This is a genomic window from Paenibacillus woosongensis (assembly GCF_030122845.1).
Lineage (GTDB): Bacteria > Bacillota > Bacilli > Paenibacillales > Paenibacillaceae > Fontibacillus > Fontibacillus woosongensis_A.
Map to the genome: position 1 here is coordinate 1014924 of NZ_CP126084.1, position 16204 is coordinate 1031127.

The 16204-nt window shown below is 53.3% G+C and carries 13 protein-coding genes, 3 pseudogenes and 1 riboswitch; of the genes and pseudogenes, 11 read left to right on the forward strand and 5 right to left on the reverse strand.

Annotated elements, in window-relative coordinates; genetic code table 11:
- Positions 1 to 114: 114 nt before the first annotated feature.
- The 4 genes and pseudogenes from QNH46_RS04435 to QNH46_RS04450 all read left to right on the forward strand — a co-directional run.
- Positions 115 to 669, forward strand: a pseudogene (locus tag QNH46_RS04435) (lytic polysaccharide monooxygenase); the annotation flags it as partial.
- Between the two features lie 63 nt (positions 670 to 732).
- Positions 733 to 1485, forward strand: a pseudogene (locus QNH46_RS04440) (cellulose binding domain-containing protein); the annotation flags it as partial.
- Positions 1486 to 1573: 88 nt separating this feature from the next.
- The gene (locus QNH46_RS04445; protein ID WP_283927089.1) at positions 1574 to 3325 is read left to right on the forward strand and encodes a cellulase family glycosylhydrolase; all 1752 of its coding nucleotides are present in this window, start codon (positions 1574 to 1576) and stop codon (positions 3323 to 3325) included.
- Positions 3326 to 3422: 97 nt separating this feature from the next.
- Positions 3423 to 3656, forward strand: a pseudogene (locus tag QNH46_RS04450) (ATPase); the annotation flags it as partial.
- 117 nt (positions 3657 to 3773) lie between these two features.
- Here QNH46_RS04450 and QNH46_RS04455 read toward each other — a convergent pair.
- The 3 genes from QNH46_RS04455 to QNH46_RS04465 form a co-directional block, all read right to left on the reverse strand.
- Positions 3774 to 4655, reverse strand: a complete 882-nt coding sequence (locus tag QNH46_RS04455; protein WP_283927090.1) for an alpha/beta hydrolase — start codon at positions 4653 to 4655, stop codon at positions 3774 to 3776.
- 363 nt (positions 4656 to 5018) lie between these two features.
- Entirely contained in the window at positions 5019 to 5870 is an 852-nt protein-coding gene (locus QNH46_RS04460; protein WP_283927091.1) for a sulfurtransferase, read from the reverse strand.
- 24 nt (positions 5871 to 5894) lie between these two features.
- Positions 5895 to 6107, reverse strand: a complete 213-nt coding sequence (locus QNH46_RS04465; RefSeq protein WP_283927092.1) for a hypothetical protein — start codon at positions 6105 to 6107, stop codon at positions 5895 to 5897.
- A 185-nt stretch (positions 6108 to 6292) separates the two neighbouring features.
- Between QNH46_RS04465 and QNH46_RS04470 the strand changes: the two genes are divergently transcribed.
- Complete coding sequence (locus tag QNH46_RS04470; protein WP_283927093.1) at positions 6293 to 6922, forward strand: hypothetical protein; 630 nt, start codon at positions 6293 to 6295, stop codon at positions 6920 to 6922.
- 101 nt (positions 6923 to 7023) lie between these two features.
- On the opposite strand, the gene QNH46_RS04475 is transcribed toward QNH46_RS04470, so the two are convergent.
- Together QNH46_RS04475 and QNH46_RS04480 are read right to left on the reverse strand one after the other, a co-directional pair.
- Entirely contained in the window at positions 7024 to 7593 is a 570-nt protein-coding gene (locus QNH46_RS04475; protein ID WP_283927094.1) for a thymidine kinase, read from the reverse strand.
- A gap of 34 nt (positions 7594 to 7627) precedes the next feature.
- A complete protein-coding gene (locus tag QNH46_RS04480; protein WP_283927095.1) occupies positions 7628 to 8629 on the reverse strand; it encodes a ketoacyl-ACP synthase III in 1002 nt (333 codons plus the stop codon).
- Between the two features lie 271 nt (positions 8630 to 8900).
- On the opposite strand from QNH46_RS04480, the gene QNH46_RS04485 reads away from it, so the two are divergent.
- From QNH46_RS04485 to purB, 6 genes are all read left to right on the forward strand, one after another.
- Positions 8901 to 11033: a DNA topoisomerase III gene (locus QNH46_RS04485; protein WP_283927096.1), complete on the forward strand. Its 2133-nt coding sequence runs from the start codon at positions 8901 to 8903 to the stop codon at positions 11031 to 11033.
- Between the two features lie 404 nt (positions 11034 to 11437).
- Positions 11438 to 11701, forward strand: coding sequence for a DUF1294 domain-containing protein (locus QNH46_RS04490; RefSeq protein ID WP_283927097.1), 264 nt, complete (start codon positions 11438 to 11440; stop codon positions 11699 to 11701).
- Positions 11702 to 11783: 82 nt separating this feature from the next.
- Positions 11784 to 12218: a universal stress protein gene (locus QNH46_RS04495; protein ID WP_283927098.1), complete on the forward strand. Its 435-nt coding sequence runs from the start codon at positions 11784 to 11786 to the stop codon at positions 12216 to 12218.
- 577 nt (positions 12219 to 12795) lie between these two features.
- A riboswitch (purine riboswitch) is annotated at positions 12796 to 12897 on the forward strand.
- A gap of 233 nt (positions 12898 to 13130) precedes the next feature.
- Positions 13131 to 13634, forward strand: coding sequence for a 5-(carboxyamino)imidazole ribonucleotide mutase (gene purE, locus QNH46_RS04500; protein ID WP_283927099.1), 504 nt, complete (start codon positions 13131 to 13133; stop codon positions 13632 to 13634).
- The gene (gene purK, locus QNH46_RS04505; RefSeq protein WP_283927100.1) at positions 13634 to 14887 is read left to right on the forward strand and encodes a 5-(carboxyamino)imidazole ribonucleotide synthase; all 1254 of its coding nucleotides are present in this window, start codon (positions 13634 to 13636) and stop codon (positions 14885 to 14887) included. The genes purE and purK overlap by 1 nt, the downstream gene beginning before the upstream one ends.
- On the forward strand, positions 14884 to 16182 hold the full coding sequence (gene purB / locus QNH46_RS04510) for an adenylosuccinate lyase (protein WP_283927101.1): 1299 nt from the start codon (positions 14884 to 14886) through the stop codon (positions 16180 to 16182). The genes purK and purB overlap by 4 nt, the downstream gene beginning before the upstream one ends.
- Positions 16183 to 16204 lie beyond the last annotated feature (22 nt).

Here is a 16204-nt window from a genome sequence, read left to right on the forward strand (position 1 = left end):
ATGTTGATCGTATGTTCGTTGCTATTTGCCGATCGCGCTTCTGCGCACGGTTGGATAGAGAACAGTCGTTCCGACTTGTGTTATGACAGGATCAATACAGGCTGCGGTGCGGTTATGTATGAGCCATGGAGTATTGAGGGTCGCGGCGATTTTCCGGAAATCGGCGTACCCGACGGCCAGATTGCGGGAGGAAGCAAATACCCGGAGCTTGATGTTCAGACCGAAAACCGCTGGAACAAAATCAATATGAAGGGCGGGCCTTTTACTTTCCATTGGGATATGGTAGCGAACCATAGTACCAACTATTGGGATTACTATATTACGAAAAAAGGCTGGGATCCGAATTCCCCGCTGAAGCGCTCGGATCTGGAGCTGTTCTGCAGATACGAGGATAATGGCGCGATACCTCCGATGGCCGTGGAGCATGACTGTTTCATTCCAAACGATCGGACCGGCTATTATGTCATAGTTGGGGTATGGGATATCTTTGATACTGTAAATGCTTTCTATCAAGTCATCGACGTGAATTTGACGATCGACCCTTCGCAACCGACTACGCCGGCTCCAGGACATCCTGGTGATCCGAATCGTTTCGGGGAGATCCGCGACTGGAGCCCGATCCGTCCTTACAATCCAGGTGAGCAAGTCGTTCACAAAGGCAATACTTGGCAAGCAAGATGGTGGACGCAAGGACAGGAACCCGGTGTGCACGAAGTCTGGCAGCAGATCGGTCCGGCTACGGGCAACCCGACAGTACCTGCGGCGCCGACGGGCCTGACGGCGACGGCGGGCAATGCGCAGGTGTCCCTGACCTGGAACGCGGTCAGCGGTGCAACAAGCTATACGGTGAAACGCGCAGCGATGAGCGGCGGTCCGTATACGAACGTGGCCACTGGCCTGACGACACCGAGCTACACGAACACGGGTCTGACGAACGGCACGACGTACTATTACGTCGTTAGCGCTTCAAATAGCGCGGGCCAGAGCCCGGACTCCGCGCAAGTGAGCGCGACGCCGGCGGGTGTTCCAATCGCCTCGAACCTCGTGTTGCAGTATAAAGCGGGCGATACGAATGCAACCGACAACCAGATCAAGCCTCATTTCAACATCAAAAATAATGGCACTTCGGCTGTCGATCTGAGTACGCTCAAAATCCGCTACTACTTCACCAAAGAAGGTTCTGCGGCGATGAACGGCTCAATCGACTGGGCACAGCTCGGCGCGAGCAACATTCAGATTTCGTTCGGCAGCCATACTGGTACGAATTCGGATACGTACGTGGAGCTTGGCTTCTCGTCCGGCGCAGGCTCGATTGTGGCAGGCGGCCAATCCGGCGAAATCCAGCTGCGCCTGTCCAAGGCGGACTGGTCGAATTTCAACGAGGCGAACGACTACTCGTTCGATGGGGCGAAGACGGCGTTCGCGGACTGGAGCCGGGTCGTTCTGTATCAGAATGGTACGGTTGTATGGGGGAATGAGCCCTAAACCATGGATTGTTAAATAATTTGTGCGAGAGATTTGCGTTATGCGGATCTCTCGCATGAACAAAAAGATGAAATCAGGAGGCTGTATAATGCGGATTCAAATTCGGCAATCTTGCCGTTTGTTATTGACGCTGGTCTTGATGCTTGGCTTATTGTTGCCTGTGGGCGCTCCCAAAGGCTATGCCGCTCCGACTGTTCCTTTCGGCCAATTAAAAGTTCAGGGTAATCAATTGGTAGGACAGTCCGGGCAAGCTGTTCAACTGGTTGGCATGAGCTCACATGGATTGCAGTGGTATGGCAATTTCGTCAACAAATCGTCGTTACAATGGATGAGAGATAACTGGGGCATCAACGTCTTCCGTGCCGCTATGTATACGGCCGAAGATGGTTACATTACGGATCCTTCCGTCAAGAACAAGGTGAAGGAAGCGGTTCAGGCATCCATCGATCTGGGCTTGTACGTTATTATTGATTGGCATATCTTGTCTGATGGGAATCCGAATACGTACAAAACGCAATCGAAAGCGTTCTTCCAAGAGATGGCTACATTGTACGGCAACACCCCGAATGTAATCTATGAAATCGCGAACGAGCCCAACGGGAATGTGTCCTGGGCAGATGTCAAGTCGTATGCGGAAGAAGTGATCACGGCCATTCGGGCGATTGATCCCGACGGAGTGGTTATCGTTGGCAGTCCAACCTGGAGCCAGGATATTCATCTGGCGGCCGACAATCCGGTCTCACATAGCAACGTCATGTATGCGCTTCATTTCTATTCAGGCACGCATGGACAGTTTTTGAGAGACCGAATTACCTATGCGATGAACAAAGGAGCAGCGATCTTCGTTACCGAGTGGGGCACCAGTGACGCATCCGGGAACGGCGGGCCGTATTTGCCTCAGTCCAAAGAGTGGATCGATTTCTTGAATGCTCGCAAGATCAGCTGGGTGAACTGGTCGCTCGCTGATAAAGTAGAAACGTCTGCTGCTCTTATGCCAGGTGCATCGCCTACCGGCGGCTGGACCGATGCCCAATTGTCCGAATCGGGCAAATGGGTTCGCGATCAAATCCGGCAAGCAACTGGAGGCGGCAGCGGCAATCCAACTGCACCGACTGCCCCTACTAACCTCTCGGCAACAGCCGGCAACGCCCAGGTATCATTAACCTGGAACGCAGTTAGCGGGGCGACGAGCTACACTGTGAAGCGAGCAACGACGAGCGGTGGTCCGTACACGAATGTGGCGACCGGCGTCACGGCGACGAGCTACACGAACACCGGGCTGACGAATGGCACGACGTATTATTATGTCGTCAGCGCATCCAATAGCGCGGGGAGCAGCGCGAACTCCGCGCAAGCGAGCGCAACGCCGGCTAGCGGCGGCGCCAGTACGGGGAACCTTGTTGTCCAATACAAAGTTGGCGACACGAGCGCCACGGATAACCAAATGAAGCCTTCCTTTAACATCAAGAACAACGGTACAACCCCCGTTAACCTGAGCGGCCTCAAGCTTCGCTATTACTTCACAAAAGACGGTACCGCAGATATGAACGCATCGATCGACTGGGCGCAAATCGGCGCAAGCAATATTAGCGCGGCATTTGCTAACTTTACCGGGAGTAATACGGATACTTATGTTGAGCTAAGCTTTAGCGCAGCGGCAGGTTCGATCCCGGCAGGCGGACAAACGGGCGACATCCAACTGCGGATGTACAAAGCCGATTGGTCGAACTTCAACGAAGCAAACGACTATTCTTATGATGGGGCGAAAACCGCTTATGCGGATTGGAATCGTGTAACGCTGCATCAAAATGGAACTTTGGTATGGGGCACGACGCCTTAAAAAGCAAAACTAATCGTTTGATGACACACTACAAGTGTATTACAGTAGTTTAGCGGTAAAGAATGCCGGCTGCCTTTCGATGTGAAAGGAGTTCAATGAAGGCGGCGCATGGGGGATGGCCATTTTGGCATCCTATATGGTTAATAAGGAGCAGCACGAGGGCTTGGCTGATTACCTTGCCACTAAAGTGTTCAATGATGCAGAAGTACAAGAGGTTTATCCTGACAGCGCAGATGTGAATGGCTTTGCCTTGTTTATGGAGCGTTACACGGAAGGGCTGGCAATTGAGCAGGCAGCGGTAGATCACTTTGTAGAAAATTGGAAGCAATGAGGCAGTGGGGAGTGGCTTTCGGGCTACTCCCTTTTGCTGAATCCGGTGGCCGAGCAAAGCAATAACCCCAGGAATGCCGCAGCATTCCTGGGGTTATTTAATGAAGTGGCCATGACTCTATTTGAAGATACGCTGAGAGAATTGATAGAGCCCGCTGCTCCACACCTTACCTTCATGCCCGCCGACATCCAGATACCACATGTGGGGAATATTCATGGAGTTCAAGCTGTTATGAAAGTTTTGACTTACCCCCAGCAGATTGTCCGACGCGCCGCAAGACAGCCATAGCAGATTTAGTTTACTGGCCGTTTGGGACGGGTTGGTGATGAGCTGCGACGCCGATTTTGTATTAGGGGCGGATGAAAATGCGCCAATCCAGGAGAATTTGTCCAAATGCTTTAACCCGAAGTTCAGCGATTGTCCGCCGCCCATCGACAGACCAGCCAAAGCTCGATGCTGGGCATTGGCATATACCGGAAAATGAGTGTCAATGTAAGGGACGAGGTCGTTGATCAGATCAAACTCGAAGGTTTCGAAGGCAGCTACCTTGTCTGGTGCAAAAATATCGCCGATTGGACGATCATCCTGCATGGCGCGGCCGTTCGGGAACACAACAATCATCGGCTCCAGCTTGTTATCGGCGTACAGGTTGTCTAAAATATTTCTAGGGTTCATCTGATTGAGCCATTCATATTGATCCCCGCCAATGCCGTGCAGCAAGTAGAGGACATTATAGGTTTTCGACGTTGTATAGCCCGGAGGAGTATAAACCATAGCATTCCGTGTTTTGCCTACTGTTGTAGAATAATAGGAAATTTGCTGCACATTTCCGCGAGGAATATTATGACGGTAAGCGTCGTATCCCTGGGGTGCCGGGATTACGGTTCCACCGGAAGATGCGGCGGCAGCACCGCTTGTATTTTGCGTTGAAGATTGGGCATAGGACATCGATGGGACGAGCAGCGTAATGAGCACAACGAGAGTAAAAAGTCTTTTCATTTCACTTGTCCTCCTTGTTTTTAGATGTTCTGGCCTTGCACATTGGAGTGAGTTATAAATGCTTCAAACTGTGGCGGCTCCCCCCCCTTTCGAGACCAGCGGCAATGCTGCAGGAAGCAAGCCTCGCATGGTTATAATGTAAGCGCTCTTATTTTAATTTTACTATATTTAGTAAATGATGTAAATATTTATAATTTCCTCTTCTCTCTATCAGGACCAAACGAGGATGCCCGGTGAATCCCCACTTTTCGAGAGCAGGTGGCATCCTTGTTGATTCTGCGGGCATGGAAAAGTGCCGCTGGGAGCTCCTTCGCTCCGAGCGGCAAGGTTGGCGGGGGACACCTGTATGCCCTGCGGAAGCTGTCACTCCCCGCCCGTGGCAACGGGGTTATCCGCGTACGAAATCCAATCGCTCCAGCTTCCCGCATACAACCGAACATTGGAATAGCCGAGCGAGTGAAGCGCTACGATGTTCGGGCAAGCGCTAACGCCGGAGCCGCAGTAGACGATAACCTCGCGTCCGGCATCTAGAGCATCAATCACTTCGGATAAACCGGCTCGGCGCTGTTCTACGGACGTCCATTTTCCTTCGGCGTCCAGGTTGTTCTTCCAGAAAGCGTTGATCGCGCTGGGGATATGTCCTGCTTTGGCATCGATGGGCTCGGTCTGCCCAAGATACCGGGGGGCTTCGCGAGAATCGACCAATAGCACATCAGGACTGCCGATCGCACTGCGGACATCGTCCACATCGGCGATCCATTCATTACGTACCGCAGGCTGGAAGGACGAAGGGATGACCACGCGCTGATCGGCAGTGACGGGGTAGCCGTCTTGTTGCCATGCCGAGAATCCCTCATCCATGACATACACCTGGTCATGGCCGAGCCAGCGCAGCAGCAGCCAGAGTCTGGAGGCGTTCATGCCTCCCTGGTCGTCATAAGCAACGACGATACTGTCATTGTTGATGCCGGCCTGGCTGAGGCGCTTCGCGAGAATGTCCGGGTCAGGCAGCGGATGCCGGCCCCCATGCTCGCGGGCGGGAGCGGAAAGGTCGCTCTCCAAATCGAGGTAGACTGCGCCGGGAATATGGGACTTTGCATAAGCCGCCCTGCCGGCCTCTGGGGCTCCGAGTTGAAACCGGCAATCGGCGATGACCATATTGGGTTCGTACATGCGGGCGAGAAGCCATTTTTTCGATACGAGTGGATTTGACATAGTATTGCACTCCCTTCAAACAATTTATTTCTTCAACTCAAAAAACTGGCAGCTGCTGCGGTTATGGTAGGCAAGATCGCTGACACTGGATTGCGTAATCACGGTATCTTCGGTAAGGCGGATAATAATCGATCCCGATTCAATGAGGTGGTTGTCGCGAAAGACGCGAATACGGAGCCCTTGCTCCAGGGCCATTTGCAAATCATGCTCAGTAATAAGGCGTCTAATCGTTGGCATATGGATTCCAACCTCCTTCAAGCAGAACGGTCCTGCTCATTTACTTGTACCTGTTTCTTTTGACTTCTCTATTGTAGAGACAAGAGCCCAGCCGTGACAAGCGACTACCCCATATATTATAGAAAAGAGTTCTAGGGCAACGAGCAGTGGGCCAATGCCCATCGTTTCTATAAGGAGGAAGGGGGATGGGAAGGGCGAGATGGCGGGGAAGAAGCGGAGGCTGCGAGTGTGGTTGCGGGTGCGCGGGTTCCAACAATTTCAAGATTAATGCGAATGTACTGCAAAAAACGGCAGCAAGCATGCTGCCATTCTATAGCGCCGTCGCGACAAGTAAAAGGTTTGCCACCCTGTGGAGCAGGGCAGTCGTCACGGCGAACCTGAAATGGATGGAAAAGCTGCTTGCCTCGGTTGCTCCGCACGCGGCCAGACAGGGCCTTGGCACGAACGGTATCGGCTATTTTGTGGATGTTGGCTTTCCAAGACTGGTGTATACGAACGGCACGACAATTCCGCCGGGAACCGTGCAATTCGTGTTCGATCCGAAGGTTCATCAGGCGATAGCTCAAGCAGTACTGCCGTTATACCGCAGACTTGCCTGCGATAGAACCTTTGCTTGCAAGCTGGCCATCGCGATTCGGCGCGGCAATCGACGGCTCGTGAATGTGCTTGTGCGCAGCAGGGTGCATACGGCGGCTTTGAAGGCGGTCAAAATAGAGGATGAGGGTATCGCATTATCCTTTCATTATCCGTTCAGCAAATTCAAGTATCGGAATCTGTTGTTTGGCGAAAGGTTTTTTAAGCGCAGAAGGCGATGAAGGAGAGTTACAAGGAAATTAGCCGACTAGTGAGAGCGAAGCTCTAGCGTAGAACCCTTATCTAAAAAAAGAGCGCATGCAGAAGCATGCGCCTTATTTTTCTATAACGGAGGATTGCGGTGACATTTCCGGCATACCGGATAATACAATTCATTGCCGCCGATCTGAATTTGCTCTCCCGTATAAACGGGTTTCCCGTTCTCGACGCGCAGGTTCATCGTGGCTTTGCGCTCGCAGAACCAGCAGATCGTCTTCATTTCTTCTATTTTATCCGCATAAATAAGCATGAGCCTGCTGCCCTCGAACAACTGATTCTGGAAATCGTTCTTGAGGCCGAAGCCCATCACCGGGACATCCAACTCATCCACGATACGGACAAACTGCTCGATGTTGTACTTGTTCAAAAATTGACACTCGTCCACGAGTACGCAATAGGGCCGGGGTTCCTGTCGGCTGACCATGCCGAAGATGTCGGTATCGTCCCTGATTGGGATCGCTGGCCTGCGGAGGCCAATGCGTGAGGAAATATAGCCCGCCTCGTCCCGGTTATCAAGTGCCGAAGTGAAGATCATCACCGGCTTGTTCTGTTCCTCGTAATTATGCGCCACCTTCAGAATCTCAATCGATTTGCCGCTGTTCATCGCCCCGTATTTAAAAAATAGCTGTGCCATTGCTGCGCCCCTTCTCTAGTTGTTCATCTAGCTATTATATAGCGGGCACGCCCCAGCGCACAATGAGTCCGGCATGAGTCAGGCCGCTGCCGAAGCCGTAAATGAGCAGCCGGTCCCCGGTCTTCAATTGGCCGGCGTCGATTCCCGCCTGCAGGGCGAGCGGGATGGAGGCAGAAGAGGTATTGCCCATAAGCTGCACGCTTTGCAGTGTTTTGCCCAGGGGAATATTCGCTTTCTCACAGATGGACTCAATCATGCGCAAATTGGCACTGTGCGGGATGAACCAATCGATTTCCTCCCGGCTTAGATCAGCTTGCCCCAGCAGCTCCTCAATGCCGGCGGTTACGGTGCGTACGGCCCATTTGAACACTTCTTGCCCGTTCTGGACTATCCTTCCACGGCCTTCCAAAGGCAGGCCGTTCATCGTCTCAGAGAGTCCGGAACGATATACGCTGATTCCCCCGCTGCCCTGCGTCCCCATGACGACGGCTTCAAAGCTGCCAGCAGAATCCGCATCGTCGCGCTCAACGAGAACTGCTCCTGCGCCGTCGCCAAACAAGATACATGTGCTGCGATCCGTGTAATCCGTAATTTTGCTCATGGTCTCGCCAGCGACGACCAGCACCTTCTTATGCAGCCCTGCCGTGATCAGGCCATTGGCGAAATGAAGGGCATAGGAGAAGCCCGCGCATGTCGCATTAAGATCAACCGCTCCGGTGGCGGCCATGCCGAAGTGCTCCTGAATTCGGCACGCGACGCTGGGAAAAGAGTAATCGGGTGTCGTCGTGGCCACGAGAATCAGGTCGACGTCGTCCAACGTTTTGTTGTAAGTATCGCGCAGCTTCTCGACAGCCCGGATACAGAGATGGGAGGTAAATTCATGTTCATTAGTGATATGCCGTTTCTGGATTCCTGTCCGCTGGACGATCCACTCATCGCTGGTCTCGACCATTTTCTCGAGATCCTTGTTGGTTAAAATCCCCTCTGGGACATAGGTGCCGATGGCGGTAATCCTCGATTTGGATACAAACGTCAAAACAATCACTCCTTTATACGAGTATAGGTTTGTGAAAAAAAACAGGCGGTTATACCTTTTATGAAAATCTAAAATGTAGTCTGGTATTATTATCAGGTATTAGTACCTGGTTATAATATAAATGACTTTAGCTCCGTTGTACAGCCTGTTTGTCAAATAATTCTTATTTATCTTTACGAAGGGAGCGTTGTCCGGATCCTAAGCTTAATGAATAGTTACGCGCTCCTGCAGATGTTATAATGAACTCTGAAAGGAGTGCATCAGTGAACTCATGAAAACATTAGTATTGGCGGAGAAGCCGTCCGTAGCGCGGGAAATTGCGCGAGTGATGGGCTGCCGCGATAAGCATAAGAGCCATTTGGAAGGACCGAAATACGTCGTGACCTGGGCGCTGGGCCATTTGGTCGGGTTAGCCGAGCCGGAGGATTATGACGCCAAATTTCGAACCTGGGCCTTGGAGGATCTGCCGATTTTGCCTGACAAAATGAAGCTGAAGGTGCTGCGGGAGAGCAGCCATCAGTTTAAGGCGGTGCAGCAGCTGATGAGAAGACAGGATATCCAATCCCTGATCATTGCGACGGATGCTGCGCGCGAAGGGGAACTGCTCGCCAGATGGATCATGGACATGGCCAAATGGAACAAGCCGTTTCAGCGGCTGTGGATTTCTTCGCAGACCGATAAAGCGATCAAGGAAGGCTTTGCGTCGCTTAAGCCGGGAAATCAATACGATCGGCTGTATCAGTCGGCAAGATGCCGGGCGGAAGCAGACTGGATGATCGGACTGAACGTGACCCGGGCGCTTACGACCAAATTCGGGTCACCGCTATCCGCGGGACGGGTGCAGACGCCGACGCTGGGTATGATTATGCAGCGGGAAAGGGAGATCCTCTCCTTCCGCTCGGAGGAATACAGCACGCTGCGCGCCGACCTGGGCTCGTTCGAAGCGGTATGGCGGGGGGCGAATAACGATTCCCGGATTTTTGATCCGGAGAAGGTGAAGCAGCTTCAAGGGAAGCTCGATGGCCGCAGCGGTAAAATCGTAAAGCTGAAAAAGAGCGAGAAGAACGTTCCGCATCCTTTGGCTTATGATTTGACAGAGCTGCAGCGGGATGCAAACCGCCTGCTCGGGTTTTCCGCCAAGCAGACGTCCAATGTACTGCAGCGGCTGTACGAGCAGCATAAGCTCGTGACTTATCCGCGAACGGACTCGCGTTATTTGACGTCCGACATGCAGGATACGCTCAAGGAGAGACTGACGAGCGTGGCCGTCGGCCCATACGCTCCGCTGGCCAGAGCGCTGCTGCGCAAGCCGCTTCCTTTGAGCAAACGGATCATCGATGACAGCAAGGTCACCGATCATCACGCGATCATTCCGACGGAGCAGACGGTGCTGTTAAATACGCTTACTACAGAGGAGCGCAAATTGTACGATCTCATCGTAAGACGGTTCATCAGCCTGTTCTATCCGGCGGCCCGCTTCGATCAGGTCGCCGTTACTTTGGAGGTGGCCGGGGAGACTCTGCATGCCAAAGGCACGACGATGAAGGACAGCGGCTGGCGGGCCGTCTATGACGGTCAGGCGGTTGACGAAGACGAGGAGGACGAGGATTCGCTGGAAGGCAGCGGCACGCTGCTTCCGGAGCTGAAGGAAGGCGAGAGTGTAACCGTGAAGCGCTGCCGTATTCAGGGCGGCCGCACACTGCCGCCGAAGCGGTACAGCGAAGCGGCTTTGCTCACGCAAATGGAGAAGCACGGTCTAGGCACGCCGGCGACCCGCGCGGATATTATCGAGAAGCTGGTCAGCTCGGATACGATTGAGCGGCAGGGCAACCTGCTGCATCCGACCGGCAAGGGCAAGCAGTTGATCGAGCTGGCCCCGAGCGATCTGCGCTCGCCGGACCTGACGGCGAAATGGGAGGCCGAGCTGGAGCGAATTGCTCGCGGGCAGGGCAAGCCAGGTCCGTTCCTGGAGGGAATCCGGGACATGGCCCAAGGGCTCGTATCCGGCGTGAAGAACAGCGAGGCGACCTACAAGCCGCATAACGTCTCCAACAGCCATTGCCCGGATTGCGGAACCCGCCTTCTGGAGAAGAAGACGGGGCGCGGGCTGATGCTCGTCTGCCCAAGCGAGGATTGCGGCTACCGCCGTTCTGGCGAGAAGCGTCTGTCCAACCGCCGTTGTCCACAGTGCCATAAGAAAATGGAATTGAAGGAGGGCAAAGCGGGGCGCTATGTTCAATGTCTGCCTTGCGGCATTACGGAAACGCTAGGCAATAATGATCCTAAACGCATGAACAAGCGGGAGGAGAAGCGGCTCGTAAGCCAGTACACGAAGAAGCAGGAATCCATCGGCTCCAACCTGGGAGAACTGCTGAAGGCGGCCATGGAGAACAAGAACAAGTAAGAACCTTACGCTAGCCTCCGCATAAAACGGCGGCATGCTCGGAATCCTAAGAATGGGAGGTGATGAGCATGCCCCATCACAAATCAACGAAAATTAAAGATCAGCAGAATAAATCCAGCATAATGGAAGAAGCAATAGAGCCTAAGTTGAAGAAGCAGGCGAAGAGGCCGCCCAGCTTAAACGAGGTCCCGAAGATGTGAAGCAGATGTGGAGCTGGTTGTTTTCTTGCAAAACATGCAGCAGTCTTTCAATCAGAACAGTTTCGCAGCTTTTCTATACGAGCAGGCACATAAAGCTTAAGTAGAGCTCCCCTAGAGGGAGCCTTTTGTATTTTTTCGGTTAGCGTTATAATAGAGGTAAGGGAAACAAGTTGCCAAAGTCAGACGAAGATGGGGGCGGTGAGCATGAGATCCGGGCTGCTGCTCTGGTTTCTTGTCATTAATGTAGTTTCGTACCTGGTGATGGCCGACGATAAACGCCGTGCCCGTCAGAGGCGCGATCGGATTCCTGAGCGGACATTGTTTCTCTTGGCAGCCATCGGGGGTTCGCTCGGTGTGCTGACGGCCATGAACGTGAAGCGGCACAAAACGAAGCATGCCAGCTTCCGGGTCGGCATTCCGCTGTTGCTGTTGCTGAATGCGGTGCTGCTGGGTTATTTTTTATTCTAAGGGTTATTTAATTTAAGTAGAGTTTATTGCACGATCTCGCTTCACTTGTAATTATTAACTAGACAAGGAGAGGTGCTGACTTATGTTATTTAACAAAATCGTTGCAGCTTATGATGGTTCGAAGGCGGCTACCAAGGCGCTGGATAAAGCGATTGAACTGGTGAAATTATCGCCGGAGGCCACCCTTGAAGTACTGCATGTGTTTGATTTTCCGCGTTTCTACGTTGCGGAGGGCTACGCTCCCGTACCTGCTTCTGTGAACCAGGATTTCTATGAACTGGCGGAGAAGACGGCGGAGGAAGCAAGGAACCGCCTGCAAGCCGCAGGCGTGAAGGGCAAGGTTGAATTAATTCAGGGAGCACCGGCTGAAGTTATTCTGGATTACGTGAAGAAGCATAATAACGACCTTATCATCATCGGCAGCCGCGGCCTCGGAGGAATCCGCGAATTCGTGCTTGGCAGCGTCAGCCATAATGTTGTTCAGCATGCCCAGGTGCCTGTGATGGTGGTTAAATAAGTATATATGGAGAGAGTGTCCTTAGTGGTAGGGGCACTCTTTTTTGTTTAGCAACTGAGATATGATTCTGACAATGAAGAGCCTTATGTACTTTGAAGCTCGTTAGTTGCTAGTTTCATGTTTAGGCGCTTAATAGTGGAAATTGACGATTGCAATTTGCCTAGCTAGCTCGGTGCTAACGCTAACGGACACAGAAGGCGCTATTTGTCCAAAATGCAGGGGGGTTGTGGAGCTAACGGACACAGGAGAAGCTATATCGTTAAAAAGTTCAATTATCGGATAGGTTTTTGGTAAATAAGGTCTTCTGTGTCCGTTAGCAAGACTATTTTGGCCAAAGAGGGCAAATAGCGAATCTCTTGTCCGTTAGCGATTAACCAAAGGGACCTAGTAAGCGAATCTCGCAACGTGATTGTCAAAGTGGGACAAAGCAAACCCATCTATTCGCCGATCCAGCGGGTTGGATAATGCCAAAAAACGAACATTCCCTTTTACAGTATTATTAATGTTCGTGTTTGAGTTGACATGAGCTATCCGGGATTGTTACACTGATAGAGGACGGGGGAGAAGCCGTCAATATGTTTTGAACTTGTTGTGAACTCGTATAAATCCGGGGATATGGCCCGGAAGTCTCTACCTGAAAACCGTAAATTTTCGGACTACGAGCGGAATACATCTATTTTTGTTTGATCGCAGAATGTTAGAGCTGATCAGCTCTATGATTTGGATATTTACGTTCTGTATTGAGATGTATTCACTCGTGGTCCGGGAATCTGTAAATACTTGTTATTTCCAGAATGTTCCGGACTTTTTTAATGGGCTTAGCTGCTATAGCCGGAGCAAGAGGGAATAAACGCATAGAAAATGACCAGTTAGAAGTAACCAAATATTTGGATTGAAGGAGTGGGACGAGGCATGTCAGCACAGGCACAGGTGGCAGTAATCATGGGCAGCACATCGGATTGGGAGACGATGTCCCATGCTTGCGCCGTTTTGGAGGAGCTTCAAATACCTTACGAGAAGCAGGTGGTATCCGCACACCGCACGCCGGACTTGATGTTCGAGTTCGCGGAGCAGGCGGCAGGCCGCGGATTGAAGGTCATTATCGCCGGTGCCGGAGGAGCTGCGCATTTGCCGGGGATGGTCGCGTCGAAGACGGTGCTTCCCGTAATTGGCGTGCCAGTGAAATCGGCCGCTTTGAACGGACTCGACTCCCTGCTCTCCATCGTGCAAATGCCGGGCGGAATTCCGGTGGCAACGGTGGCGATCGGCAAAGCTGGCGCGATTAACGCCGGATTGCTGGCAGCGCAAATGATTGGAGCATTTGATCCGGCAGTGGCGTCTCGCGTACAGGAGCGCCGTGATCGGATTCGCGAAGAAGTGCTGGCCAGTTCGGCTGACCTGGGGGAGATCAAGTAATGAATCAGACCTCTCACACAGGAAATGGCACTCTGGATAAAGGCGAGATTCATGGATCTGAGCAGACCAAGCACTCGGAAAAAGTAATCCCGCCGGGTTCGACCATCGGCGTACTTGGCGGCGGACAGCTGGGGCGGATGATGACGCTGGCAGGGACGAACCTCGGTTACCGGTTCGTTACGCTCGATCCGACGCCGCATTCGCCATGCGGACAAGTAGCCGAGCAGATCGTCGCCGGCTATGACGATCAGGAAGCGGCGAAGAAGCTGGCAGAGCGGTCGGACGTCATCACGTACGAATTTGAAAACGTGGACGCCGGAGTGGCAGCGCTGCTTGAGGAGCTGTCGCACGTGCCGCAGGGTAGCCGGCTGCTCTATACGACGCAGCACCGCCTGCGCGAGAAGCGGGCCGTTGAAGCGGCGGGAGCTGCGGTGGCTCCCTACGCGGAGATTGGCAGCGAGCAGGAGCTGCGCGAGGCCGTAGCGCGGCTGGGCATCCCTAGCGTGCTGAAGACGGCAACCGGCGGCTACGACGGCAAAGGCCAATGGGTGATCCGCTCGGAAGCGGAAATCGGCCCTGCTTATGCTGAGCTGAGCAAAGCGGGCACCGAGCTCGTGCTGGAGCAATTCATACCCTTCGTGAAGGAATTGTCCGTCATTGCAGCCCGCAGCCCGCGCGGCGAAATCCGAACATTCCCGGTAGCGGAGAATATTCACGTCGATAATATTCTGCATGCCTCCATCGTGCCGGCGAGAATCGATCAGGAAGTACAGCGCGAAGCGGAACGGCTCGCTTCACGGATTGCGGAGTCGATGGAAGCCGTCGGCCTCCTCGCCGTCGAGATGTTCCTGACCGGGGACGGACGGATCTACGTGAACGAGCTGGCGCCGCGCCCGCATAATTCGGGGCATTATACGATGGAGGCCTGCATAACGTCGCAATTCGAGCAGCATGTCCGGGCGGTCTGCAATTTGCCGCTCGGCGAGGCGAAGCTGCTCACGCCGGTCGTTATGGTGAATGTGCTTGGTGAGCATGTCGAAGCTGTAACGGAAGCCGTCGCGACGGGACGCTGGGGCGGAGTTGAAGCAGGCAGCACCGCATTGGCGAACGTTGTGCCGAAGGTGCATTTGTACGGTAAGGCCGGATCGGCCGCCAAACGAAAAATGGGACATGTCAACGTGCTGTGCAGCGATGTTCAGGACGCGGTTGATTTTATACAGCAAACTACAATTTGGAGGAATCAACTCATATGATCGAACGTTACAGCAGACCCGAAATGAGAGCGATCTGGACCGAGGAGAACAAGTTCAAAGCGTGGCTGGAAGTGGAAATCTGCGCGTGCGAGGCTTGGGCTGAACTCGGGGTTATTCCGAAAGAGGACGCAGCACTGCTGCGTCAGAATGCCTCCTTCGATATGGACCGCATTTACGAAATCGAGCAGGAGACCCGCCATGATGTGATCGCGTTTACCCGAGCCGTATCGGAAAGCCTGGGAGCAGAACGCAAATGGGTGCATTACGGCCTGACCTCCACAGACGTTGTGGATACCGCTCTAGGTTATCTGCTGAAACAAGCGAATGAGATACTCGAACAAGATATTGTGAACTTCATCGAAATCCTCCGTGAAAAAGCCATTGCCTACAAGAATACACCGATGATGGGCCGTACCCATGGCGTACATGCGGAGCCGACGACGTTCGGTCTGAAGATGGCCTTGTGGCATGAGGAAATGAAAAGGAACCTGGAACGGTTCCGCCGGGCCGCAGACGGCGTCCAGTTCGGCAAAATCTCCGGCGCCGTTGGCACTTATGCGAATATCGACCCGTTTGTCGAGGAATACGTCTGCAAGAAGCTGGGCACGAAGCCGGCGCCGATTTCGACGCAGACGCTGCAGCGCGACCGCCATGCCGAATACATGGCGACGCTGGCGCTGATCGCGACATCGCTCGATAAATTTGCGACCGAAGTCCGCGCTCTGCAGAAGAGCGAGTTCCGGGAAGTCGAGGAAGCCTTTGCCAAAGGCCAAAAGGGCTCCTCAGCGATGCCGCACAAGCGCAACCCGATCGGCAGCGAGAACATTTCCGGTTTGTCCCGCGTCATCCGCGGCCATATGGTGTCCGCTTACGAGAACGTGACGCTGTGGCATGAGCGCGATATCTCGCATTCCTCGGTCGAACGCGTCATTCTGCCGGATGCTACGATGCTGCTCAACTACATGCTGAACCGCTTCGGCAATATCGTGAAGAACTTGACGGTCTTCCCAGAGAATATGAAGCGCAACATGAGCCGCACGTTCGGCGTTCCGTTCTCCGGACGCGTGATGACGAAGCTGATCGACAAAGGCTTCAGCCGCGAGCAGGCTTACGACACGGTTCAGCCCCGGGCGATGCAGGCCTGGGAGACGCAGCGCCAGTTCCGCGAGCTGATCGAGGAGACGCCGGAAATTACGGCCGTTCTAAGCAAAGAAGATATTGAGGATGCTTTTGATTCGTCCTGGCACTTGAAGCATGTAGACACGATTTTCCGCAAGCTCGGATTGTCTGAATAACTACGAAGCGGGAGGGGCTGGA